Source organism: Rhodococcus sp. PvR099 (assembly GCF_017833315.1).
Lineage (GTDB): Bacteria > Actinomycetota > Actinomycetes > Mycobacteriales > Mycobacteriaceae > Rhodococcus_G > Rhodococcus_G oryzae.
This window is the reverse complement of the sequence record NZ_JAFIBV010000001.1, coordinates 3,918,656-3,941,191: the sequence shown is the minus strand read 5'-3', so window position 1 is coordinate 3,941,191 and position 22,536 is coordinate 3,918,656. Positions and strand designations below refer to the sequence as shown.

Genomic DNA, 22,536 nt, shown 5'->3' with positions numbered 1-22,536 from the left:
CACCAGGTGCTTGCCGACTGAATGTGTAATCGACATCACAGTTTGCGATGCCCTTCCAGCACCATCCGTTGTTCCGCCCAGCGGGAGATCCGAGCGGTTTGCGCGTCGATTCGGACCGAAATGCAGAGGTAAATAGGCAAATCGGGCGTGTAGCACTGTCCGGCGCCGCCCGCCACGAGACGATCGCCACGAGCCCTCACCACGGGGCTGGGCAGCCTAGGGCAGCTGCACCCGCGACCGCGTCCGTATCTCCCGATGAGCGGTACGAGATCGCCGCGCACGCCACGCGCGCTGGCTACCTTGGAGCCGAAGAATGTGATGTCGACCACCAGAAGGAGTTCCATGACGGCCACCCTTGATTTCGAGAGCACCAGCAGGACCATCACCGGCGAGTACGAGCTGCACTATCACGAGGCGGGTACCGGGCCGGTGCTGCTGATGCTGCACGGCTCCGGCCCCGGGGTGAGCGGCTGGTCGAATTTCGCGGGGAACCTCCCCGTGTTCGCCGAGCACCACCGCACGATCGTCCTGGACATGCCCGGCTTCGGACGCAGCCCGGCGCTGGAGTGGAACGACGTGTACCCGCGGGTGGCCGCCGACGCGATCCGCTTCTTCCTCGACGAGCTCGGCATCGAGAGCGTCGACATCGTCGGAAACTCCATGGGCGGCAACGTCGGTACGGAATTCGCCCTGGCCCACCCGGAGCGGGTGCGCCGGATGGTGCTGATGGGCCCCGGCGGGCTCGCGGTCAACAGTTTCGCGCCGCCGGTGAGCGAGGGCTCACGCCGGCTGTTCGAGTTCCTGGCGAACCCGACGCGCGAGGGCATGGTCGCGTGGGTGGACACGATGGTGGGCAACCCCGCGGTGGTCACCGACGAACTGATCGATCAGCGGCTGGCGAACGCCCTTGCGCCGGGCGCGATCGCCAACACCTTCAAGATCTTTCAGACGTTCTCCGACCCGCGGTTCGCGGACCGACCGCAGCTGTGGGCCAGGGCGTCCCAGGTGCAGCAGGAGACGCTGCTCGTCTGGGGCCGGGACGACCGGATGCTGCCCTACGAGGGCAGCCTGTTCCCGTTCCGGCAGATGCCGAACGCGGAACTGCACGTGTTCTCGCGCTGCGGGCACTGGGCACAGATCGAGCGCAAGGCGGACTTCGAGCGCCTCACCCTGGAGTTCCTCGGGCGTTAGGCCCCAGAAACGACCGTGACCCAATGTCACACTCGTTCGGCCGAACTGAACGAATGTGACATTGGGTCAACGGGTCTGGCTCGGATCAGTCCAGGCGACCGGGAACCGGATAGCTGCGGAGCGCGTCGGTCTCGAGCACACCCTTCATCGCGGCCTCCTCGATCGAGTCACGCAACGCGGTGCAGGTGGGGATCCACTTGCTGTCCATGCCGAGCGCGGCCTGCCGCGCAAACTCGGGGCAGGACTCCTCCGCGTCCGCCAGCCACTGGATGCTGGTGTGGGTGGGGCTGTACTTCTCCACCAACACCCGGTTCCCACAGCTGGTGCAGCTCAGTTCCTGCATGGTCGCCTCGTCTCCTAGTTGACCCCGGCGGCGTGCCGCGCGCCGATGTAGCCGAACACCATTGCCGGACCGATGGTCGCGCCTGCACCGGCGTAGTCGTTGCCCATCACCGCGGCCGAGGTGTTGCCGGTGGCGTAGAGGCCCGCGATGGGCTCGCCATCGGCACGAAGCACCTGCGCCTTCTCGTTGTAGACCAGCCCGCCCTTGGTGCCGAGGTCCCCGGCCCGGGTACGCAGCGCGTAGTAGGGCCCCTGGTCCAGCACGTCCAGCGTGGGCTGCGCCAGGGTCGGGTCGCCGTAGTAGTTGTCGTAGGCGCTGGCGCCCCGGTTGAAGTCCTCGTCCCGGCCTGCCCTGGCGAATCCGTTGTACCGCTTGACGGTGTCGGCGAGCGCCGCCACCGGGACATCGATCTTCGCCGCGAGCTCTTCGACGGTCTCGGCGGTCTGGATCAGACCGCTCTCCAGCCAGGCCTTCGGGAACTTCTGGCCGGGCATGATGCCACCGATCGGGTAGCGGCCCTTGGCCTTGTGGTCGAAGACGAACCAGGTGGGCTCGTGTCCGCCCGCGAGCTGATCGTGCACGAACGTCACATACGGCGACGCCTCGTTCGTGAAGCGCTTGCCGTGCTGGTCGACGATGATCGAACGCGGGATCGAGCGCTCCGAGACCAGCACCTGGTTGATGCCGTCGGGGCGACTGAAGGACGGCATCCACCACGCATCGTCCATGAGATCCAAAGCGGCGCCCAGCTTCTCGCCCGCGATGATGCCGTCACCGGTGTTCTCCACAGCGGCGGCGCTGAAGTTGTCCTTGCCGCCCTCGCGCAGGTAGCGCTTGCGCATCTCCTCGTTGTACTCGAAGCCGCCACTGGCCAGCAGCACGCCGCGGCGGGCGCGGATCCGCACCTGCTTGCCGTTGCGCTCGGCGACCACACCCGTGACGGCGCCGGACTCGTCGGTGACAAGGGACTGCAGCGCGGTGTTCAGCCACAGCGGGACACCGGCATCCTTGAGCGCCAGCCGCAGCCGGGCGATGAGCGCGCGGCCGAGGGTGTCCATGTGCCGGCGCAGGACGATGGCCTTGACGGCACGCAGACCGGTGAGCAGCGCGGTCCACTTGGCCTTCCAGGTCCGCGTCACCATGTTGAGCTGCACGAAGTCCTTCGAGGTGATGAACAGCCCAGGGGGAGTCGCCAGCGCGGCCGGACGCAGCAGGTCCTCGTCCTCGCCGAGCTCCTTGAGGTTCACCGGGAGCGGCTCGATCGTGCGGCCGTTGGGGCGGCCACCCGGCTGCTCGGGGTGATAGTCGGAGTAGCCGGTGCACCACTGGAACCGCATGTGCGGGCTCGAGGTCTCCAGGAACTCGAGGGTGCGAGGGCCCTCGTCGATGAACGCGTCGAGGTTCTTCGAGGGCACCCGGTCCCCGACGACGGCGTCGAGGTAGGTGCGCACGTCCGCGCGCGAGTCGCCGAGTCCCTCACGGACGAGCAGCGGGTTGTTGGGGACCCAGATGCCGCCGCCGGACAGTGCGGTCGTGCCGCCGTACACGGCGGCCTTCTCGATCACGAGGGTGTCCAGGCCCCGGTCGGCCGCGGAGAGGGCACCGGTGAGGCCGCCGCAACCGCTGCCGACCACGACGAAATCGACCTCATGGTCCCAGGATTGTTCGCTTGCAGACATAGTTCTCTCTCTGGTGATACTCAGCCGAAGCTGATGTCGTCCTGCGACCAGAACGCGCGCATGCTGGTGATCCGCGCCTGGTCGTCGAAGGTCATGACGTCGATCGGTTCGATCGTGATGGTCTGCTCGCCGGTGTCGGTGACCACCCGGAACGCGAAGGCGGCCGAGTTGCCCGCGACCCGGATGGAGAGCAGTTCGGTCTTGTTCTGCACCGCGTCCAGCGCGCTGTAGAACTTCTCGATGGCCTCGCGGCCGACCAGCGGCTCGGTGCCGACCGGATCCTCGAGGGTGGCGTCGTCCGCGTACAGGGCGGCGACGTCGGCCGACGTTCCGCCCCCCACCGCGTCGAGGTACTTCGACACCGTCGAACGGATGTCGTCTGCTGAGGCCATGATCTCTCCCGGGCATATGGGTACGGTCTGTACGTGTGACGGTAGCCACAACGGCCCGCACGTGCCCCCCGGCCTTCCCGCCCAGCGGGAGACCGCCGACCAGCGGAACAGAGGTGCCCCGATGTCCGGTACGGTCCCTCGGTTATGACCGTCGGCGACATTTCCCCCGACACGATATGGGCTGTGCTGAGCGAGTCCGCGCGGCGCCACCCCGAACGCGAGGCCGTCGTGGACGGACGGGAGCGGCTCACCTACGAACAGCTCGCGGCGGCCGCCTCCCGCGCGGGGATGGCGATGTCCGCCAGCGGGATCCGGCACGGCGACCGCATCGCCCTGTGGGCGCCGAACTCCGCGCGATGGGCGGTGGTCGCCCTCGGCGCCCATTCCATCGGCGCGGTGGTGGTGCCCGTCAACACCAGGGCTCGCGGCACCGAGGCCGCGCATCAGCTGCGCACGACCCGGAGCCGGGTGCTCTTCGTTGACGACGGGTTCCTCGGCACCGGTTACGCCGCGATGCTCCGGGCGGCCGCAGGAGAATCCGGACCCGGCCGGCCGGTGCTCGGTCTCCCGGATCTGGAGCGGATCGTCGATTTCCACCGTGAGCCGGACCTGCACATCGCGAGCTGGGCGCAGTTCCTCGGGTGCGCGGCGAAGCCACGCACCGTCGACCTGCGGGCGCACCACCGGCCGGGACCGCCCGGGCCCGACGACCTCGCCTACGTCATGTCGACGTCCGGCTCGACCGGTCCGGCCAAGGGCGTGATGCTCCGGCACGGACAACTGGTTCGCGTGTACCGGGCCCTGTCCGGGCGGCTGGGGATCGGCAGCGGCGACCGGATCCTGGGGGTGACCCCGCTGTCGCATTCGTTCGGTCTCAACGCCGGCCTGCTGGCGGCGCTGGCCGCGGGCGGCTGCTACGTCGCCGTGGACGTGTTCGACCCGGCGGCCGCGCTGACCCGGATCGCGACCGAACGGATCACGGTGTTGTCCGGGCCGCCGACGCTGTTCACCGATCTGATCGCCGCCTCGCCCGCGGAGCGAGACCCGCGGGCGCACACCCCGCGGCTCGCGGTCACCGGCGCGGCGACGGTGGCGGCCCCGCTGCTCGACCACATCCGCCGGGTGCTGGGCATCCCCCTGATCGTCACCGGCTATGGACTCACCGAGGCCAGCGGCACCGTGACCGCGAGACACCCCGAACCACAGACCGTCTCACTCGCCGCACCGCCGCTACCGGGGGTGGAGCTGCGCGTTGTCGACGCCGAGGGGAACGCCGTCGCGGACGGCACCTCGGGCGAGGTCCTGGTCCGCGGATACAACGTGATGTCGGGCTACTTCGAGAACGAGCCGGCCACCGCGAGAACTCTCGACGGCGACGGCTGGCTGCACACCGGCGACGTGGGGGTGCTCGAGAACGGGGAGCTGCGGATCGTCGACCGGATCGGCGAGATGTTCATCGTCGGCGGCTTCAACGTGTACCCCTCCGAGGTGGAGCAGGTGTTGAGCCGGCACCCGGCGGTCGGCGAGGTCGCGGTCGTCGGGGTGCCCGACGAGCGCATGGGGGAGCGCGGGATCGCGTATGCGGTCCCGCGCCCCGGGCACAGTGTGACCGGACGGCAGCTGATCGAGCACTGTCGCGATGCGCTCGCCGGCTACAAGGTGCCATCCGAGGTGATCCTGCTCAGCGAGATGCCGCGGATCGCCGCGGGCAAGCCATCCCGGCGAGCGCTGCGCGAGCTGGCCCTGCAGCGGCGCGCGGAGCACCGCGGCACCGCCTGAGGCGCGTGGCTACTCCGAGAACCCGCCGAACCCGCCCTTGAAGAACAGCAGGGGCCTGCCTTCGGCATCCGCGGTCAGGTCGGTGATCCGGGCGAGCACGATGGTGTGGTCGCCCGCGTCGTGCTCGAGTTCGACCGTGGCCTCGATCCTCGCGAGCGCGCCGCCGAGCGCCGGGGCGCCGTTGCCCGCCGGGCTCCAGTCGACCTGGGCGAACTTGTCGCCGCCGCTCACCGCGAAGGTCGAGCAGACGTCCTTCTGATCGTGGGCGAGGATGTTGATGCACAGCGAACCGGCCTCCCGCAGCAACGGCCAGCTGGTGGAGGTCTTCGCGGGGCAGAACGAGATGTACGGCGGATCCAGCGACACCGACACCACCGACTGGCAGGCGAACCCGAGGGGCCGGTCGCCGTCGTGGGCGGCGATCACCGCGACGCCGGTGCAGAAGTGCCCCATCACCTTTCTCAGTGTGGCGGCGTCGGGAGCCGAGAGAGCGTCCTGCTCTGACATCCCCCGTCGCTCCGCTCGCCTCGACGCGACGGCTGTGATCTCTGCACTCATTGCGGTTCCTCCTGATGAAACGGGCAACAACCAGGATCGCCACACCCTGTGCGCGGCACCATCCAGGTTCCCGGTCAGTGGTAGCTTGCCTTGTCCAGGTCATCTGTCCAGTTGTTAGGCTCCCCAGGTGGCACCGACCGAACCGGCCTCCGAGTCCGACCTACCCAATCTGCCCGCGACCAGCTGGGCCGTACTCGGCATGCTCGCGTTCGACGAGGAGCTGTCCGGCTACGAGCTCAAGAAGTGGGCCGACTGGAGCATCAAGTTCTTCTACTGGAGCCCGTCGTTCAGCCAGGTCTACACGGAGCTGAAGAAGCTCGAGAAGCACGGTTTCGTGACCTCCCGGGTGCAGCACGACAACGGCGTCCGCGGCCGCCGCCTCTACAAGATCACCGAGGCGGGCACCGCCGCGGTCGGGCGCTGGTCCAACGAGGCGCCGATCGATCCGCCCATTCTCAAACACGGTGTGATGCTTCGCATCTGGCTCGGGCACCTGAACAAACCGGAACGGCTCAAGGAGATCCTCCGCGAGCACATCGAGTACGTGTCGAAGATGGAACGGCGCGCCGCGGCCGATGCCTCCGGCGCGGACAAGGAACCGGCATGGGCGTACTCGCAGATCGTGCTGCGGTGGGCCGAGCGGTACTACGCCGCCGAGCGCGATCTGGCCGAGCAGCTGATCGCCGACATCGACAAGGCCGACGCCGTCCTCGCACAGGTCAAGGACGGCGACGACGCCGGCTTCCCGAAGCCGACCCCCGGCGCCTGGCGCCAGGTGGAGGTCGAGACCGAGTCGGAGAGCCCCGACCTCGAGTGAGCCCCTAGCGGGCCGGGTCGAGGATTTCCCTCATGTCCGCCCACGCCTGCTTCTGCGCTGTGCGCGCAAGGGCCAGCATGCCCATCGTCATGAACCCGTGAATCGCCCCGTCGTATCGACGATGATTGACCCGAACACCCTCGGCGGCAAGGGCATCCGCAAAGGCGTCACCCTCCGAGCGGAGCGGGTCACAGCCCGCGGTCACCACCACGGCCGGCGGCAGGCCGGCGAGCTCCGCGCGTAGGGGAGAGGCATGCGGGTGATCCCGGTCCTCGACCGCGACGTACTGGTCCCAGTACCACTGCATCGCGGCACGGGTGTTGAAATGCCCGGTCGCGAACTCCCGGTAGGAATCGGTCTCGAAGTCCGCGGCGATCACCGGGTACAGCAGCAGCTGCGCCGCGAGGGCCGGGCCGCCACGCTCACGGGCGATGAGCGCGGTCACCGCGGCCAGGTTGCCACCGGCGCTGTCCCCGGCGACCACGATGCGGCCGGCGTCGCCACCGAGTTCCGCCGCGTGGTCGGCCGCCCACGCCACCACGGCGTAGACGTCCTCGGCGGCGGCGGGCCACCGCGTCTCCGGGGCCAGCCGGTAGTCGACCGAGATCACGATCGCCCCGACGCCGTTGGCCATCGCCCGACAGATCCCGTCGTGGGTGTCCAGGTCGCAGAAGACGAACCCGCCGCCGTGCGCGAACACCACGATCGGGGCCTCTGCACCCGAGGTGGCCACGGGCCGGTAGATCCGGACCGGCAGGTCAGAGCCGGGACCGGGGAGCACACGTTCGGCGACCTCGGCGACCGGCTCCGGCTGATCCGGCACCACCAGCCTGGCCCGGATCGCGGCGCGCGCCTGCGCGCCGGTCATCGTCTCGACCTTCGGGAAGCCGGCATTCAGCGCGTCGAGGATCGCTGCCACCTCGGCGTCGACGCTCATGCGTACTGCAGATCCGTCGGGGCCGCCGCGGGGCGGGCGCGGTGGGCCGACGGCCCTCCGAGGATGGGGCGCGGCTGCTGCTGCAGAGTCGGCTGGACCCGGACCGGGCCGCCCTCGATGTTGCGCCAGATTCCCAGCGCGGTCATCCGCACGGGTGCGGCCAGCCGGTGGTCGAGCTTCATCTGCGAGACCGGCCCGCAGATCGAGACGGCCGCGACCGCCTCGCCGATGTTCCCGATCGGGGCCGCCACGCAGCCGAACCCGGGCAGCGACTCCTCGCGCTCGTAGGCGATGCCCTGCTCGCGCACCTTGGCCAGCTCGGCGCGGAGCTGGGCCCCCGTGGAGATGGAGTACTTGGTCTTGCGGCTGAGGAGGTCGCCGTCGAGAGCCGCGAGCTGGGCCTCGCCCGCGAACCCGAGGATCGCCTTGCCCACCCCGGTGCAGTGCGCGGGGTAGCGGCCGCCGACGCGGGTCGGGATGGCTGCGGCCATCCGGCCACCGATCTTCTCGAGGTACACCACGTCGGGCCCGTCGAGGATCGCCAGGTGGACGACGTGGCCGGTCACCCGGTGCAGCTCGTGCAGGAAGGGCAGCGCGGCCCGGTGCATCCGATCCTGGTGCACCGCGAGGGAGCCGAGCTCGACCAGGCGCATGCCCAGCTCGTAGTCGCGACCCTGCCTGCGCAGCCAGCGGAGGTGGACGAGCCGCTCGAGCATCCTGTGCGCCGAGGAGCGCGGCAGCCCTGTGCGCCGAACCACCTGAGCGAGCGTCAGCCGGCCCGGTCCGTCGAAGGCATCCAGAACGAGCGAGACGCGATCGAGTACGGCGCTCGGGGTGCTGGCGTCGACCAAAGTTGTCATGGGGTCCTCCGGGAGTGCTGCGGCAGGGGGCGCCGGGTTGGTGCGACGATCGGCTGGGGGTCCGACCGGGGTGTTTCGATTAGGAATATGACTATTGATAGCACGAGCTTGTGTCGGCTGTCACACACGACCGAGTGGTTCGTTTTCTGTCATGGGACGGCAAAGGGCCCCGGGTCGATTGACTCGACCCGGGGCCCTTTGCTGTTGACCAGCGGTTATCGTCCGTTCAGTGGGATCAGCCCTTGGCGGCGGACCGGCCCGCACGGCGGCCGAAAAAGCTGCCGTCGCCGAGCGACGCACCGCTGGCATACCCGCCCGCGGACACCCCCGCGGTGCACCGGCCGGCGCCGAACAGGCCGGGAATCGGCGCACCCGAGACGTGCAGAACCTCGGAGTCGACGCTGGTGCGCAGCCCGCCGAGGGTGAACCCGCCGGTGAACCCGCGCAGGTCGATCGCCGCGACCGGCGACCCGATCTGCTTGACCCATTCCGGCTTCTTGCCGAGCACCGGGTCCTCACCATTCGCAGCGTGCCGGTTGTAGACCTCGACGGTGGACTGCAGGGTCCCCGTGGGCAGCCCCATCTCCGCCTCGAGTTCTTCGACCGTCTCGCAGACCCACGTCGGCTGATGCCGCAGGAACGGGGTGGCGGTGGGGGTGGTCAACGCCTCCTCGTACGCGGCCTCGTCGATCACCAGGAACGCCTGGTTCTGGTTCTCGATCAGGGTCGCCTGCCCGACCCGGCCGGGGTAGGTGTCCTCGTTGATGAAGCGCTGCCCCCGGCCGTTGACCAGGATGCCGCGGATGAACAGCTGCGGGTCGCAGAAGAACGCGACCTCGGTGGCGTCCATGTGCGCCAGGTCCGCGCCGAGCGCCTGCGCCATCAGGATCGCGCGGCCGTCGTGCTCCTCGATCGAGGCGGCGGGACGGCCGACCAGCCGGGGCGCGTACGCCTCGACCATCCGGTCGTTGTAGGCGAAACTGCCGGTTGCGAGCACGACGCCGCGGCGGGCCCGGATGGCGATCTCCTTCCCGTACTGCGTCGCCACCACGCCCACCACCCGGCCCATCCCCTCGGGCGAAGCCTCGGGGCCATCGGTGCTGTCGTCGGTGACCAGCGCCTGCACGCGGATGTCGTAGACCGAGCGCACGCCGAGCTCGGCCGCGGTGTCGGTGAGCGGCTTCATCAACATGTAGCCGCCACCGCGCTCGCCGCCGGACTGCTTGTCCGCCATCTGCGGCACGTGCCCGCGCGGGGCAGGCGGGATGGTCGCGGCGAACGGCGCGGCGTTCTCGCCACCGGTGTACTGCAGACCGTCGTCGCCCGGCGGCTCCCAGCCCGGCTCACCCCAGAAGCTCGCCTTGAACGGCACGCCGCACTCGACCAGCCAGCCGTAGTGGTCCACGCTGCCCTGGCAATACGCGTCGATCTTCTCCGCGTCCACGCCGGGGCCGAGCGCCGCCGTCATGAAGGCCTTCATGCTCTCGACGGAATCATCGAAGCCACAGGCCTTTTGGAGCGGGGTGCCGCCGCCCAGGTAGATGAACCCGCCTGCCATCGCGGCCGCGCCACCCCATCCGCCGGTGCGCTCGAGCACCAGCACGTCGGCGCCTTCCTGGGCCGCGGCCACGGCCGCGGACGCGCCGGCAACGCCGAACCCCGCCACCACCACATCGGCCTCGTGGTCCCACTGTTCGATCTCGTCGGCCGACCTCGGATGGACGGTCACGGTGTTGCTCGTCATTGCGGTCCTCTCGATCTGGGTCTGGATACACCCCGCGCGCGGACCCGCTGCCTGTGCTCTGGTGAAGCACACGAACGGTGGGACCGCGCGCGAAGTGAGGGGGGGTGTGACTACATAGCCGCCAGGGGCTCGCTGCCGGACCAGTCGTGGCCCCAGTAGCTGTCGGCGGTGATCTCTTCCGAGGAGTAGTACTTCTCGTCGACCCGCATGCCCTCGGTTCCGAACTCGATGTCCCAGCCTCCGGGAGCGCGAACGTAGAACGAGACCATCTTGTCGTTGGTGTGCCTGCCCAGGGTCGAGGAGACCGAGAAGCCGTCCTTGACGACGCGGTCGAGCGCCTGACCGACCGCGTCGAGGGTGTCGACCTCGACCATGATGTGCACCAGGCCGGGGGCACCGCCGTGCGGGGCGGGGCACAGCGCCAGGCTGTGGTGGCGCTCGTTGACGCCCATGAAGCGCACCCGCATCGGGCCGAACTCCGGCGGAGCCGGGATGCGGAAGGCGCCGCGAGGCAGGAACCCGAGCACCTCGGTGTAGAAGGCGAACGCACCGTTGATGTCCATCACCGGCAGCACCACGTGGCCGAGACCCTGTGCGCCGGTGACGAACTTGGCACCGAACGGGGTGACGACCGGGCTGTGGTCGAGGACCGCGCCGTGGAAGATCTCGAGGGTGGCACCGGTCGGATCCTGGAAGGTGATGACCTCCTCGACCCGGCGGGCGTCGGCCTCCTCCAGCGCGAGAGGCTTGACCGCGATACCCGCGGCCTCGACGGCCTCCTGCACGCGGACCAGGGCGGCGTGGTCGCGCACCTCCCAGCCGATGGTGACGACCTCGTCGGTGTCACCCGGCACGATGACGATGCGCGCGGCGCGCTCGTCCATCCGCAGGTAGATGGCGTTCTCGTCCGGACCGGAGCCCTCGGCGAAGCCGAGCACCTCGAACGCGAACTTGCGCCAGCGCTCCATGTCGTTGGTCTGGACCTTGATGTAGCCCAAGCCCTTGATGTCAGTCATGTGTTGTCCTTCTTCTGTTTTCAGTGCTTGTGCGGGACCGGATCAGATCATCGACTTGAGGTTGTCGGCCGGGTCGAGACCGAGCGAGCTCACCGCGGAAGCGTGGTAGACGGTGCTGGGCACGTGGATGGCGTGGGCCAGGCCGGCGTGCGCGTCACGCCAGTATCGCTGCAGCGGCTTGTCCATGCGCAGCGCGTTGCCGCCGGAGCGGGCGAAGATCTGGTCGACGGCGCCGACGGCGCGCCAGGCGGCACGAACCTGGGTGCGACGACCGGCCGCGCGATCCGCGAAGGAGACCTCCTTGCCGGATTCGACGATCTCCCACATCTTGTCGACGTTCGCCAGCAGTTCCTGGCGGGCGGCGTTGATGTCCGCGGCGGCTTCGCCGATCGCGAAGAGCACGTACGGGTCGTCCTTGACCGCGGTGCCCTGCGCCCCGACCCGGTCACGCTGGTAGTCCAGGTGCGCGGCCAGGGCGCCCTCGGCGATACCGATGACGGCGGAGGAGATGCCGAGCGGGAACATGTTGGACCAGGGCATCTTGTAGAGGGTCTCGGTCATCCCGGCGTTCTTCTGCGCGGTCCCGTTGATCACCTCGTCGCCGTCCATCACCCGGTAGGAGGGCACGAAGGCATCCCGGACGATGATGTCCTTGGAGCCGGTTCCCTTGAGGCCCACGACGTTCCAGGAATCCTCGACGATCTCGTAATCCTTGCGCGGCAGGATCATGTGCAGCATCCGCGGCGGCAGCGCCATGTTGCCGTCCTTGTCGCCTTCCATGGCGCCGAGGAAGATCCAGTCACAGTGATCGGTGCCGGAGGAGAACTGCCAGCGGCCGTTGAAGATGTAGCCGCCGTCGACCGGCTTGGCGATGCCGGTGGGCGCGTACGGCGATGCCACCCAGGTGTCGTGGTCCTGGCCCCAGATCTCTTCCTGGACCTTCGGGTCCGCGAAGGCCAGCTGCCAGGGGTGCACGCCGACGATGCCGCACACCCAGCCGGTGGCCGGATCGAGCGAGGCCGCCTTCATCACGGTCTCGGAGAACTCGCGGGGATGCGCCTCGAAGCCGCCGTACTGCTTGGGCTGCAGCAGCTTGATCGGGCCTGCCGCCTTGAGCTTCTTCGCCGTGTCGTCGGGCAGGCGGCCGATCCGCTCGGCCTCCGTTGCCTGGTCGCGAATCTGATCCGCGATCTCGATGAGGTTGTCGATGGCCTTGTTGGTCATGGTGATGTTCCTTCTTGTCTAGCTGTGAGGCTGGAAGTCGGTGGTGGTTCAGGCGTTGGTCTGGAGCGGGACGACGCCGTTGGCGATGTTCTCGGCGACCTCCGCCTCCCAGCTCTTCACGGCCCGATCGGTGTCGATCTCGAATTCGAAGCGCTTGGTCATGTCCTCGGTGATGTCCTCGACATCCACATAGAACTGCTTGTACCAACGGCGCAGCTGGTACACGGGGCCGTCCTCCTCGGACAGCAGCGGGTTGTCGATGGGCGCCTTGTTCTTCCAGATCTCGACGTCCTGCTCGAAGCCCATCTCGACGCCCTCGGCGAACTGCTTGGCCATGCCCTCGGCCGCCTCGTCCGACATGCCCTGCGGCTTCTTGACCATTGCGCCGTACTGCAGCACGAAGGAGTTCTCGTCGACCGGGTAGTGGCAGTTGACGAGGACCGTCTCGATCGTCATGCCCTTGGCATCGCTCCAGAGCCAGTCGATCATGTAGGACGGACCGAAGTACGACGCGTCCGAACGCAGGGTGGAGTTCGGATCGTCGTAGCTGGTGCCGACCGAGATGTCGTGCCGCGGGGTGGAGCGCATGTACTGGGTGGCGACGTGGCCCTCGAAGACGTTCTTGAAGAACCGCGGGAACGAGTAGTGCACGTAGAAGAAGTGCGCCATGTCCACGACGTTGTCGACGATCTCGCGGCAGTGCGAGCCCTCGATCAGCATGGAGTTCCAGGTCAAGGCGGTCCACTCGTCGGAGCCGAAGCCCTCGATCTCGGGGATGGTCACCTCATCGGTGGGCTTGCTGCCCTGCGGGTCGTGCCACACGTACAGCTGGCCGTTGCGCTCGAGCGTCGGCCAGGAGCGGGTGCGCGCGAGCGGGGGAACGCGGCGGGCGTAGGGGATGTCGGTGCACTTGCCGTTGCCGCCCCAGCGCCAGTCGTGGAACGGGCAGGCGATCGAGTCACCCTTGACGGTGCCCTGGGCGAGATTGCCGCCCATGTGCCGGCAGAACGCGTCGAGCACGTTGATCTTGCCGTCCGACTCCGACTGGAACACCACCAGCGAGGTGCCGAATGCCTTGACCTCGTGCGGCTTTCCGTCCTGGAATGACTTCAGCAGGCCAAGGCAGTGCCACCCGCGGGCAAACCGGGTAGGGGCCGCCGCCGCCTCGATCATCCTGACCTCGTCGGCTTCGGACTTGGATTGCAGCGCCATTGCCACCTCTTCTCTCACTCTCGAGACAAACGCGCTCGAGAAACGCACTGATGTGATGCGCCTCATACTTCGGGGCGACGGCATGCGAGTTCATGGGGCCTTCCCGCTGACCGGGACGATTTCGCCCCCGCCCAGCAAGCCGGTGCCCGGGGTCTCCCGATCAGCGGGAAGGGGATGCCGTCGAACCCTCGCGCGGACCTAACGTCGCGGTATCCGAACTGATCGAAGGAGGTGCGGATCGATGATCACCACAACCGCAGCGAGCCCGGTGGGGGCGCCGTTCACCGGCATCACCGTCGACCTGGAGCGCGGCAAGATCCTCGAGTTCGCGGAGGCCATCCGCTCCACCCACGGCGCGTACCGCGACGCCGAGCGCCCGGTGGTGCCGCCGACCTACCTCTGCTCCGAAGGGTTCGTGCCGGGGTCGGCCAGGCCGGATCAGCAGGCCATGCCCGCCGAGCAGGACTGCCGGTTCTTCGGCCCCCCGCCGCGGGCGGGCGATCGGCTCAACGTGCACTCCCGCGGCAACGAGTCCGAGCAGCTGACCGAGTTCCGCGACGCCGAGGGCAGGCTGATCGCCGACTCCTGGTCGCACGGCTCGGCGACCGATGCCGTCGCCTCCGGCCTGCTGGCCAACTTCGCCACCGACTGGCTGGGCCCGGAGTCGGTGCGGCGGTTCCGGACCCGGTTCCTGGAGCGGGTGTCGGCCGCGGACACCCTGGCCTGTTCCGGCGAGGTGCTGCAGGAGTACGTCCAGGACGGCGAGCCGCGGGTGGACGTGGTGCTCACCGCGACCCGGCCCGGCGGCGCGGTCGCCGCCAAGGCCTGGGCGACGTTCGCGCGCGCTAGCTGACCGCGGGCCGGGAGCCGAGCCGGGCGGCGCCCGCCCCGATCTTGTTCAGAGCCCATTCGAGCGGACCCCGCCCGAGGTAGCGCCGCCACAGCGTCGCGAAGACCAGGGGCACCGCCACGAACCAGAGCAGGGTCGCCCAGGACTGGGTGAACGACTCGATGCGCAGCAGGAGCGCCAGGGCCACGATGTGCCCGGCGTAGATCGTCAGCGGCATCGAACCGAGCGCGGCCAGCGGCGCCAGGATTCGCGGGGCGACCCTCGCCGCGAGCAGGCACAGGCCGAGAACGGCGACGGCGACGCCGCCGGATCCCACGACCTCGAACGCGGTCCCGCTGTGCGGGGTGCTGGTGAGCATCCACTGCCAGGGATCGGTGCCGACGGTGCCGAAGCTCCCCATCCGGAGCAGGTCCGCGAGCAGCTGGGCACCCTCGCCCGGCATCATCTCGTCCAGGTGGGCCACCAGCGCGTCCTTGCCGCCGAACAGGTTCAGCGCCACCCAGGACCCGCCGAGCCCGAGCACGGCCAGCGCCGAGCCGAGCCCGACAAGGACGAGGCCCGCCCGCTCACGCCGCAGGCCCCAGCGGCCGATGGCCATGCCCGCGAGCAGGAACGGCACCCAGGTGAGCACCGGGTAGGTGCCCTGCAGCAGGATCACCGAACCGAGGTGCTGGATCCCGTCCACCGAGGTGAGCATGTCGAATCGCGCGGTCTCCCCGAAGGTGTCGGGCACCGCCACGTGCGAACGGATGGCGAACGAGAGCAGCGGGCCCGCGACGGCGGCCACGGCCGCGGCGGCGGCCAGCCACTGCCAGCTCAGCCGCAGCAGCGGCAGCGCGATCAGGAACAGGACCGCGTACGTCGCGAGGATGACCATCGCCGGCGAACCGAGCTGGGTGAGGACGAGGCCGAGGACGAAGAGGGCGAGAGCCCGCGCGGCGATGGACCTGCGCGCCGCGGCCAGCCCTGGCCCCGCGGGCGGGCGGGTGCCGCCGGTGGTGAGGGCCAGCGACACCCCGGCGAGGACCGCGAAGAGAATGGCGGATCGGCCGCTGAGCGCGAAGAAGGCGAACTCGCCGATCTGTTCGGCGCTGGCGGTGTGCACGGCGATCATCCCGAGCACGGCGAGGCCCCGCGCGACGTCCACGCCCACTATGCGCGTAAGTGAGCGGGGAGTCGGCGGGGCCTCGGCCTGGGACAAGATCTGGGTCATCACACGCTTTCGGTCGCCTGGTGATTCTGTTGCGATCCGAACGTATTGCGGCGACGGCCAGCTGTCGTCAGGCCTGGAGCTGATCCCGGGTCCGACCTGAGTATGACCCGCAGGCCGAACCCGGGCGAGCGGTCAGCTGGCGACCATGTCCTCCGGACCCCAGATCGCCTTCATGGTGGTGATCTTGGCGTCGTCGTCGAAGGTCATCACATCGATGACGGAGATCTCGACCTTCTGATCACCCATGATGGTGGTGAGGGTGAAATTGAAGGCGGCCGTGCCCGCCGCGATCTTGACGACGCCGAGCTCGGCGGTCTGCTCGAGCGGCTCGATGATGCCGTAGAACTCGCGCAGCGACTCCTCGGTGGTCCGCGGGTCGGTGCCGACCGGATCCTCGACGGTGGCGCCGGGCGCGTACAGCGCCAGGACGTCGTCCACGGTGCCGCCCGCCACCGACTTCACGTAGCTCTCGATGGTGTTCAGGATGTCTTCGCGTGATGCCGCCATGCCGGTACCCCTTCATTGTTAGAACCTGTTCTAGTTGCGAGGGTACCGGCGATGCCGACGGGATTCCATGGAACGAGGAGCCGGCATCGATCCGTCTCCGCGTCCGGTTCGTCCGTATTCGGTGGACCGCAGCTCACGATGTGATAACCGTGGTCTCCGAAAGCCGTTCGGGCCGCGGCAATCCGGTGTTACGGTGCCGCGCATGCCTATCCAGCACGGGGGTTTCTGGGTACGAATGGGTGTGGCCGCCTTGGCGGTCAGCGTCGCGATCGGGGGTGGCACGTCGGTCGGCACCGCCGTCGCCCAATCCTCCGGCAGCGCCGGAGGTGAGGGCTCGATCGGCACCGGGTCCCTGACCGACGGCACCGCCTCGGACGGCACGCCCTTGAACGGGACGACGCTGATCACCGGATCTCTCGGAACCGGCTCCGCCGCCGGATCACCGCTGGGGTCCGCGATTCCGGGCGTGGTCGGCTCGGTGATCCCGGGGCCCGATCTCGATCCCCCGCCCCTCGAGACGCTGCGCGCCGAAATGCTGCCCAAACCGATCGGGGATCCGTTCTTCGACGTGTACCCGCCCGGCCTCCCCGGCATGACCAACGGCCAGGTCATCGAGACCCGCGATGTGACGCCTGCCGCCCGAGCGCTCCTGCGCGGGCCGGTGCGGGAGGTGCGCCAGATCAAGGTGAAGAGCACCGACTCGGCAGGCGCGCCGTCGTTCGCGACCGCGACTCTCGTCGTACCCGCAACCCCCTGGCCCGGCCCGGGACCGCGGCCGGTCCTGGTCAACAACGTGCCGATCAACGGGCTCGGGCGGAGCTGCACCCCGGGCCACACCCTCGGAAACGGGATCACACCGACGGAGAACTTCCTCGAGCTGCTCCGGCCCGTCACCACGAAGGCCGAGGAACGCGGCTACGCGGTGCTCATCCCCGATCACGAGGGCCCCCGGATGGCGTACGCCGAACCCTTCGTCGCCGGGCACGCGATCCTCGACACCATCCGCGGCATGCGCACCGTGTTCCCCGCCGAGTTCGGCAGCAGCAAGCTCGCCATGATGGGCTACTCCGGCGGTTCGATCGCGACGCACGGCGCGGTCAAGCTGATCGACTCCTATGCCCCCGAACTGGCAGGCGACATCGTCGGCGCCGCGATGGGCGGGATACCGGCGGACTTCGAGATGCTCGGACGCACCATGAACGGCAACCTCGCCGGGGGGCTGTTCCTCGCGGCGCTGTTCGGGATCACGAGGGAGAACCCCGAGATCCTCCCGCTGATCAACACTCTCGGTCAGCGGCTGAGCATCACGTCCATCAAGGACCAGTGCGCGAACACCCTCGCGCTGGCCGGCGTCCTCGGGATACCGGCCGAAGCACTCGCGAATGTGAAGCAAGCACTGGATTCACCTGTCGCACATGACATCTACACGAAGATGAAGATGGCGGACCGTAAGTCCGGCACGCCGCTGTACATCTACAGCGGCGGGCAGGAGTTCTGGATCCCGGCGCTCGGCTCCCGCAACCTGTACGACGAGCAGTGCGGCTACGGCGTGCGCGCGCTGTACCGGCAGGTGCCCGGGGAACACATCCTCGGCGAACTCACCGGGAACTCCGGGGCATTCGACTGGGTCGACGCCCGGCTGCGCGGGGAACCGGCACCGACCGAGTGCTGAAGGCGGCTTCGCCACCTGTGCGCGGTTAGCGGGTCCCTGGACCCGCTAACCGCGCACGGGCGCGGAGCGCCTACTTGACGATGTTGACCATCTTGCCCGGCACCACGATCACCTTGCGGGGCGCGTTGCCCTCCAGGAGGGCGACGATCTTCTCGTCGGCCAGGGCCGCGGCCTCGATGGACTTCGGGTCGGCGTCGGCGGCCACGGTGAGCCGGCTGCGCAGCTTGCCGTTGACCTGGATCGGGTACTCGACGGTGTCGTCGACCAGCCACTTGTCCTCGGCCAGCGGGAACGGACCGTGCGCAAGCGAGGTCTCGTGCCCGAGCCGGGACCACAGCTCCTCGGCGAGGTGCGGGGCCAGCGGGCCGAGCATGAGCACCAGCGGCTCGACCGCCGACCGCGGCGCCCCGTTCGGGTACTCCTTGGTCAGGTGGTTGTTCAGCTCGATCAGCTTGGCCGCCGCGGTGTTGTCGCGCAGCGCGGCGTAGTCCGCGTTGACGCCGTCGATCGTCTTGTTCAGCGCGCGCAGGGTGTCGTCGGTCGGCACCTCGTCGGTGACCCGCAGCTCACCGGTCTCCTCGTCGACGACCGTGCGCCAGACGCGCTGCAGGAACCGGTGCGACCCGACAACGTCCTTGGTCGCCCACGGCCGTGAGGTGTCCAGCGGCCCCATCGACATCTCGTACACGCGCAGGGTGTCGGCGCCGTACTCCTCGCAGATCTCGTCCGGCGCAACGGAATTCTTCAGGGACTTGCCCATCTTGCCGTGCTCGCGGTGGACCGGCTCGTCGCCGTGGAAGTACTCACCGTCGCGCTCGGTGACCTCCTCCGCGGGCACGTAGACGCCCCGCGAGTCGGTGTAGGCGTAGGCCTGGATGTAGCCCTGGTTGTACAGCCGGCGGTACGGCTCGCTCGAGCTCACGTAGCCGAGGTCGAAGAGGACCTTGTGCCAGAACCGCGAGTACAGCAGGTGCAGCACCGCGTGCTCGACGCCGCCGACGTACAGGTCGACGCCACCCGGGTCGTTCGGGCCGTGCAGCTCGGGACGCGGACCCATCCAGTACTGCTCGTTCTCCTTGGCGCAGAACTCGTCGTTGTTGGTCGGGTCGATGTAGCGCAGCTGGTACCAGGAGCTGCCCGCCCACTGCGGCATCACGTTGGTGTCGCGGTGGTAGCTCTGCAGTCCGTCGCCGAGATCGAGCTCGACGTTCACCCAGTCGGTGGCCTTCGCCAGCGGCGGGGACGGCTCGGAGTTCTCGTCGTTCGGGTCGAAGGAGACCGGCGCGTAGTCCTCGACCTCCGGGAGTTCCACCGGCAGCATCGATTCCGGCAGCGGGTGCGCGACGCCGTCCGCACCGTAGACGATCGGGAAGGGCTCGCCCCAGTACCGCTGACGGGCGAACAGCCAGTCCCGCAGCTTGTACTGGATGGTGCCCTTGCCGGTGCCGTCCGCCTCCAGGCGCGCGGTGATGGCGGCTTTGGCCGCCGCGACGTCGAGGCCGTCCAGGTAGTCCGAGTTCACCAGCGGACCGTCGCCCGTGTAGGCGGCCTCGGTGATGTCGCCGCCTGCGATGACCTCGACGATGTCGAGGCCGAAGGTGGTCGCGAACTCCCAGTCGCGCTGGTCGTGCCCGGGCACCGCCATGATCGCGCCGGTGCCGTACCCGGTGAGCACGTAATCCGCGATGAAGATCGGAAGCCGGTGCCCGTTCACGGGATTCACCGCATACTCGCCGAGGAAGACGCCGGTCTTCTCCTTGTTCTCCTGCCGCTCCAGGTCTGTCTTCGCGGCGATGGAGGCGCGGTAGGCGGCGACGGCCTCGGCCGGGGTGGCCGCGCCGCCGGTCCAGCGGGGGTCCACGTCGTCCGCGTACGAGCCCGAGGCCAGCCGATCGACCAGCTCGTGTTCGGGGGCGAGGGTGACGTAAGTGGCACCGAACAGGGTGTCGGGACGGGTGGTGAAGACCTCGATCGCGACGTCGTCGACCGCCGGGTCGACCCCGAACCGGACCTGGGCACCGTGCGAGCGCCCGATCCAGTTGCGCTGCATGGCCTTGACCTTGTCCGGCCAGTCCAGGAACTCGAGGTCGTCGACGAGGCGGTCCGAGTACGCGGTGATCCGCATCATCCACTGCTGCAGATGCTTACGGAACACCGGAAAATTGCCGCGGTCGCTGCGACCGTCGGAGGTGACCTCCTCGTTGGCCAGCACGGTGCCGAGCCCGGGGCACCAGTTGACCATCGAATCCGACCGGTAGACAAGGCGATACGAGTCGATCACCGTGCGGCGCTCACCCGCGTCGAGCGCGGTCCAGGACCGGCCGTCCGGGGCGGTGCGCGCACCGGACTCGAACTCCGCCTCCAGCTCCGCGATGGGGCGGGCCCGCTTGAGGTCGATGTCATACCAGGCGTTGAAGATCTGCAGGAAGATCCACTGCGTCCAGTGGTAGAAGTCCACATCGGTGGTGGCCAGCGAGCGCCGCTCGTCGTGGCCGAGCCCGAGCCGGCGCAGCTGCCGCTTCATGTTCTCGATGTTCGACTCGGTGGTGGTGCGCGGGTGGGTGCCCGTCTGCACCGCGTACTGCTCGGCGGGCAGGCCGAAGGCGTCGTAGCCGAGGGTGTGCAGCACGTTGTGCCCGTGCATGCGGTGGAAGCGCGCGAACACGTCGGTCGCGATGTAGCCGAGCGGGTGCCCGACGTGCAGGCCCGAGCCGGACGGGTACGGGAACATGTCCTGGACGAAGAGCTTGTCCGCGGGCAGCTCCCCGGCGAGATCGCCGACCGGGTTCGGCGCGTTGAAGGTGCCGCGCTCACTCCACAGCTCCTGCCACCGCCGCTCGATCCGACCCGCGAGCTCCGCGGTGTATCGGTGCTGAGGGGTGGCGTCGTCCGCTGGCTGCTGCACTGGCTCGGTCACGTGTTTCGCTATCTACTCTGCGCTGAGCTCGGCGTCTCGGCGCTGGTTCTCGGGCATGGATTACCGTCGACCAGCCTAAGGTGTCACCCGAATAGTCCCGGTCATCGGTCCCCGCCGTACCCTGGACCCGTGGTCATCGTCGCAACCGTGCTGTTCGTAGTCGCCCTCGCCGTCGGCGTGGTGGCGGTCGCCGGGATCGCCGGCCGGCTGCCGCGCAACCGCTGGGCCGGGGTCACCACCCCCGAGGCCCTCGCCAGCGACGACGCCTTCCGCCTCGCCAACCGCATCGCCGCGCCCACCATGGCCGCGGCCGCGTTGTTGCTGGTCATCGGCGGTATCGGCGCCCTCGCCTTCGGCACGGCCGGCGGACTTCTCGCCGTCGCCGTCGCCGTGGTCGCGGCCCTGGTCACCGCCGGGTACGGCGGATCCATGGGAGCCCGCGCAGCCGCCGCGGCCGCCCCTGCCGGTGGCTGCGGCCACGACTGCGGTTGCGGCAGCCCCGCCGAGCCGGAGTCCGCCGACCACGCTGCCGACGCCGCGGCCGCCGCGGACTGCGGCATGGACTCCTGCGGATCGTGCGCCCTCAAGGGCGCCTGCCTGCCCAGCTGAAGGGGTCCGCGCGCGAGCACCTGGTTGAATCGGCGCCCATGAGCAATTCCCGGACCTTCGATCCGGCCGGCGTCCTGTTCGGCATCGGTGTGCCCGCGCTCGCGGCCGCCGGAGGCCTGACGCTCACCAGGCTCTGGTCCGCACGCCTGCCCGAGACCATCGCCACGCACTGGTCCGGGACCGGCCCCGACGGCTTCAGCACGCCCGGGTCGCTGGCCGCGACCATGGTGATCGTGATCCTCCTCGTCGGATGCGGCGCCAGCGCGATCGCCGCCCTCGCGGGAGCGATGCTGATGATGCGCCGCGCGATGCTGATCGTCGGCCTGACCGTGGTCGGCCTGCTGTTCACCCTGTGGATCGCGCTGCTCGCCGCGCAACTGGATCTCGCTACAGCCGTGAACGTGACGCTGCCGATGTCGTGGATCGGGCTCGGGATCGTGGCAGGCGCCGCCGTCGGCATCCTCGGGGCCTCGTCCCTGCGCGACTATCGCGAACGATCCTCGGCGACCATGCCGCCGGACCCCCGGCTGCCCCGCGGGCCGGTGAACCTGCCGATCACCCAGCGGCTCGGGCTCGGGCCCATGACCACGGCGGTGCTGCTCGGGGTCGGCGCGGCGATCACCGCCGGGCTCTGCGCGCGGGCGGGCTCGTGGTGGCCGCTGGCGGTCTTCGTGCCGGTCTCGGTGCTGATGGTCGGGCTGCTGCGCTTCCGCGTCACCCTCGACGAGACGGGGCTGTGGGTGCGCAACCTGGGCATGACCGCGGTCGGGTACGGGATCGAGGAGCTGGTCGGGGCCCACGTCGAGGAGGTGAACCCGTCCAGGGATTTCGGCGGATGGGGTCTGCGCCTGAAGGGCCGCGGCAACTACGGGGTGGTCACCACGACCGGGCCCGCGGTCGTCTTCACCGCCGCGAACGGGCAGCGGCTGACGGTCACCACGCCACGGGCAGAGGAGATGGCAAGCGCGCTGAACGCCCTCGCGGACCGGCGGCTGGCCGACCGCTGACATTCGGCC

Annotated in this window: 20 protein-coding genes; 7 read left to right on the top strand and 13 right to left on the bottom strand. The window is 69.3% G+C overall.

Annotation, left to right across the window (positions count from 1 at the left end):
• Positions 1 to 342: 342 nt before the first annotated feature.
• Complete coding sequence (locus JOE46_RS18140) at positions 343 to 1,191, top strand: alpha/beta fold hydrolase (protein WP_209928024.1); 849 nt, start codon at positions 343 to 345, stop codon at positions 1,189 to 1,191.
• A gap of 85 nt (positions 1,192 to 1,276) precedes the next feature.
• Here the strand turns inward: JOE46_RS18140 and JOE46_RS18135 are convergent, their stop codons facing one another.
• The 3 genes from JOE46_RS18135 to JOE46_RS18125 are packed head-to-tail and all read right to left on the bottom strand — an operon-like array spanning position 1,277 to position 3,605.
• Positions 1,277 to 1,534: a hypothetical protein gene (locus JOE46_RS18135; protein WP_097210793.1), complete on the bottom strand. Its 258-nt coding sequence runs from the start codon at positions 1,532 to 1,534 to the stop codon at positions 1,277 to 1,279.
• Positions 1,535 to 1,548: 14 nt separating this feature from the next.
• Entirely contained in the window at positions 1,549 to 3,213 is a 1,665-nt protein-coding gene (locus JOE46_RS18130; protein ID WP_097210792.1) for an FAD-binding protein, read from the bottom strand.
• 20 nt (positions 3,214 to 3,233) lie between these two features.
• Positions 3,234 to 3,605, bottom strand: coding sequence for a nuclear transport factor 2 family protein (locus tag JOE46_RS18125; protein WP_077039968.1), 372 nt, complete (start codon positions 3,603 to 3,605; stop codon positions 3,234 to 3,236).
• 183 nt (positions 3,606 to 3,788) lie between these two features.
• On the opposite strand from JOE46_RS18125, the gene JOE46_RS18120 reads away from it, so the two are divergent.
• Positions 3,789 to 5,384, top strand: coding sequence for an AMP-binding protein (locus tag JOE46_RS18120; RefSeq protein WP_209928022.1), 1,596 nt, complete (start codon positions 3,789 to 3,791; stop codon positions 5,382 to 5,384).
• Positions 5,385 to 5,393: 9 nt separating this feature from the next.
• Here the strand turns inward: JOE46_RS18120 and JOE46_RS18115 are convergent, their stop codons facing one another.
• Positions 5,394 to 5,891, bottom strand: coding sequence for a flavin reductase family protein (locus JOE46_RS18115; protein ID WP_097210790.1), 498 nt, complete (start codon positions 5,889 to 5,891; stop codon positions 5,394 to 5,396).
• 250 nt (positions 5,892 to 6,141) lie between these two features.
• Between JOE46_RS18115 and JOE46_RS18110 the strand changes: the two genes are divergently transcribed.
• The gene (locus JOE46_RS18110) at positions 6,142 to 6,759 is read left to right on the top strand and encodes a PadR family transcriptional regulator (RefSeq protein WP_209929166.1); all 618 of its coding nucleotides are present in this window, start codon (positions 6,142 to 6,144) and stop codon (positions 6,757 to 6,759) included.
• Positions 6,760 to 6,763: 4 nt separating this feature from the next.
• Here the strand turns inward: JOE46_RS18110 and JOE46_RS18105 are convergent, their stop codons facing one another.
• From JOE46_RS18105 to JOE46_RS18080, 6 genes are all read right to left on the bottom strand, one after another.
• Positions 6,764 to 7,696 (bottom strand): alpha/beta hydrolase, encoded by a 933-nt coding sequence (locus JOE46_RS18105; protein ID WP_097210789.1) that lies wholly within the window; start codon positions 7,694 to 7,696, stop codon positions 6,764 to 6,766.
• Positions 7,693 to 8,556, bottom strand: a complete 864-nt coding sequence (locus JOE46_RS18100) for an IclR family transcriptional regulator (protein ID WP_097210788.1) — start codon at positions 8,554 to 8,556, stop codon at positions 7,693 to 7,695. The genes JOE46_RS18105 and JOE46_RS18100 overlap by 4 nt, the downstream gene beginning before the upstream one ends.
• 235 nt (positions 8,557 to 8,791) lie before the next feature.
• Positions 8,792 to 10,300 carry an FAD-dependent oxidoreductase gene (locus tag JOE46_RS18095; RefSeq protein ID WP_097210787.1) on the bottom strand — a complete coding sequence of 503 codons (1,509 nt, stop codon included), beginning with the start codon at positions 10,298 to 10,300 and terminating at the stop codon, positions 8,792 to 8,794.
• A 110-nt stretch (positions 10,301 to 10,410) separates the two neighbouring features.
• The gene (bphC, locus tag JOE46_RS18090) at positions 10,411 to 11,316 is read right to left on the bottom strand and encodes a biphenyl-2,3-diol 1,2-dioxygenase (RefSeq protein WP_209928021.1); all 906 of its coding nucleotides are present in this window, start codon (positions 11,314 to 11,316) and stop codon (positions 10,411 to 10,413) included.
• 42 nt (positions 11,317 to 11,358) lie between these two features.
• The gene (locus tag JOE46_RS18085; RefSeq protein WP_097210785.1) at positions 11,359 to 12,540 is read right to left on the bottom strand and encodes an acyl-CoA dehydrogenase family protein; all 1,182 of its coding nucleotides are present in this window, start codon (positions 12,538 to 12,540) and stop codon (positions 11,359 to 11,361) included.
• A 48-nt stretch (positions 12,541 to 12,588) separates the two neighbouring features.
• Positions 12,589 to 13,752, bottom strand: a complete 1,164-nt coding sequence (locus JOE46_RS18080) for a Rieske 2Fe-2S domain-containing protein (protein ID WP_209928020.1) — start codon at positions 13,750 to 13,752, stop codon at positions 12,589 to 12,591.
• Between the two features lie 241 nt (positions 13,753 to 13,993).
• Here JOE46_RS18080 and JOE46_RS26560 point away from each other — a divergent pair, with 241 nt between their 5' ends.
• A complete protein-coding gene (locus JOE46_RS26560; RefSeq protein ID WP_245221094.1) occupies positions 13,994 to 14,605 on the top strand; it encodes a MaoC family dehydratase N-terminal domain-containing protein in 612 nt (203 codons plus the stop codon).
• On the opposite strand, the gene JOE46_RS18070 is transcribed toward JOE46_RS26560, so the two are convergent.
• Positions 14,598 to 15,749, bottom strand: a complete 1,152-nt coding sequence (locus tag JOE46_RS18070; protein WP_209928019.1) for a heparan-alpha-glucosaminide N-acetyltransferase domain-containing protein — start codon at positions 15,747 to 15,749, stop codon at positions 14,598 to 14,600. The genes JOE46_RS26560 and JOE46_RS18070 overlap by 8 nt on opposite strands.
• Before the next feature lie 198 nt (positions 15,750 to 15,947).
• Entirely contained in the window at positions 15,948 to 16,322 is a 375-nt protein-coding gene (locus JOE46_RS18065) for a nuclear transport factor 2 family protein (protein WP_077039956.1), read from the bottom strand.
• A 202-nt stretch (positions 16,323 to 16,524) separates the two neighbouring features.
• On the opposite strand from JOE46_RS18065, the gene JOE46_RS18060 reads away from it, so the two are divergent.
• Positions 16,525 to 17,994, top strand: coding sequence for a lipase family protein (locus JOE46_RS18060; RefSeq protein WP_245221093.1), 1,470 nt, complete (start codon positions 16,525 to 16,527; stop codon positions 17,992 to 17,994).
• A 70-nt stretch (positions 17,995 to 18,064) separates the two neighbouring features.
• Here the strand turns inward: JOE46_RS18060 and leuS are convergent, their stop codons facing one another.
• The gene (gene leuS, locus JOE46_RS18055; RefSeq protein WP_097210781.1) at positions 18,065 to 20,911 is read right to left on the bottom strand and encodes a leucine--tRNA ligase; all 2,847 of its coding nucleotides are present in this window, start codon (positions 20,909 to 20,911) and stop codon (positions 18,065 to 18,067) included.
• A 129-nt stretch (positions 20,912 to 21,040) separates the two neighbouring features.
• Between leuS and JOE46_RS18050 the strand changes: the two genes are divergently transcribed.
• Both JOE46_RS18050 and JOE46_RS18045 read left to right on the top strand, forming a co-directional pair.
• Positions 21,041 to 21,520 (top strand): SdpI family protein, encoded by a 480-nt coding sequence (locus JOE46_RS18050; RefSeq protein WP_097210780.1) that lies wholly within the window; start codon positions 21,041 to 21,043, stop codon positions 21,518 to 21,520.
• Positions 21,521 to 21,558: 38 nt separating this feature from the next.
• Positions 21,559 to 22,527, top strand: coding sequence for a DUF1648 domain-containing protein (locus JOE46_RS18045; RefSeq protein WP_209928018.1), 969 nt, complete (start codon positions 21,559 to 21,561; stop codon positions 22,525 to 22,527).
• Positions 22,528 to 22,536 lie beyond the last annotated feature (9 nt).

Bases quoted from the DNA above. Each gene is read 5' to 3' on its own strand.
- JOE46_RS18095 (WP_097210787.1), bottom strand. From the start codon at position 10,300: ATGACGAGCAACACCGTGACCGTCCATCCGAGGTCGGCCGACGAGATC.
- JOE46_RS18085 (WP_097210785.1), bottom strand. From the start codon at position 12,540: ATGACCAACAAGGCCATCGACAACCTCATCGAGATCGCGGATCAGATT.
- JOE46_RS18135 (WP_097210793.1), bottom strand. From the start codon at position 1,534: ATGCAGGAACTGAGCTGCACCAGCTGTGGGAACCGGGTGTTGGTGGAG.
- JOE46_RS18100 (WP_097210788.1), bottom strand. From the start codon at position 8,556: ATGACAACTTTGGTCGACGCCAGCACCCCGAGCGCCGTACTCGATCGC.
- JOE46_RS18045 (WP_209928018.1), top strand. From the start codon at position 21,559: ATGAGCAATTCCCGGACCTTCGATCCGGCCGGCGTCCTGTTCGGCATC.
- JOE46_RS18115 (WP_097210790.1), bottom strand. From the start codon at position 5,891: ATGTCAGAGCAGGACGCTCTCTCGGCTCCCGACGCCGCCACACTGAGA.
- JOE46_RS18130 (WP_097210792.1), bottom strand. From the start codon at position 3,213: ATGTCTGCAAGCGAACAATCCTGGGACCATGAGGTCGATTTCGTCGTG.
- JOE46_RS18105 (WP_097210789.1), bottom strand. From the start codon at position 7,696: ATGAGCGTCGACGCCGAGGTGGCAGCGATCCTCGACGCGCTGAATGCC.
- JOE46_RS18065 (WP_077039956.1), bottom strand. From the start codon at position 16,322: ATGGCGGCATCACGCGAAGACATCCTGAACACCATCGAGAGCTACGTG.
- JOE46_RS26560 (WP_245221094.1), top strand. From the start codon at position 13,994: ATGATCACCACAACCGCAGCGAGCCCGGTGGGGGCGCCGTTCACCGGC.
- bphC (WP_209928021.1), bottom strand. From the start codon at position 11,316: ATGACTGACATCAAGGGCTTGGGCTACATCAAGGTCCAGACCAACGAC.
- JOE46_RS18060 (WP_245221093.1), top strand. From the start codon at position 16,525: ATGCCTATCCAGCACGGGGGTTTCTGGGTACGAATGGGTGTGGCCGCC.
- JOE46_RS18080 (WP_209928020.1), bottom strand. From the start codon at position 13,752: ATGGCGCTGCAATCCAAGTCCGAAGCCGACGAGGTCAGGATGATCGAG.
- JOE46_RS18110 (WP_209929166.1), top strand. From the start codon at position 6,142: ATGCTCGCGTTCGACGAGGAGCTGTCCGGCTACGAGCTCAAGAAGTGG.
- JOE46_RS18140 (WP_209928024.1), top strand. From the start codon at position 343: ATGACGGCCACCCTTGATTTCGAGAGCACCAGCAGGACCATCACCGGC.
- JOE46_RS18125 (WP_077039968.1), bottom strand. From the start codon at position 3,605: ATGGCCTCAGCAGACGACATCCGTTCGACGGTGTCGAAGTACCTCGAC.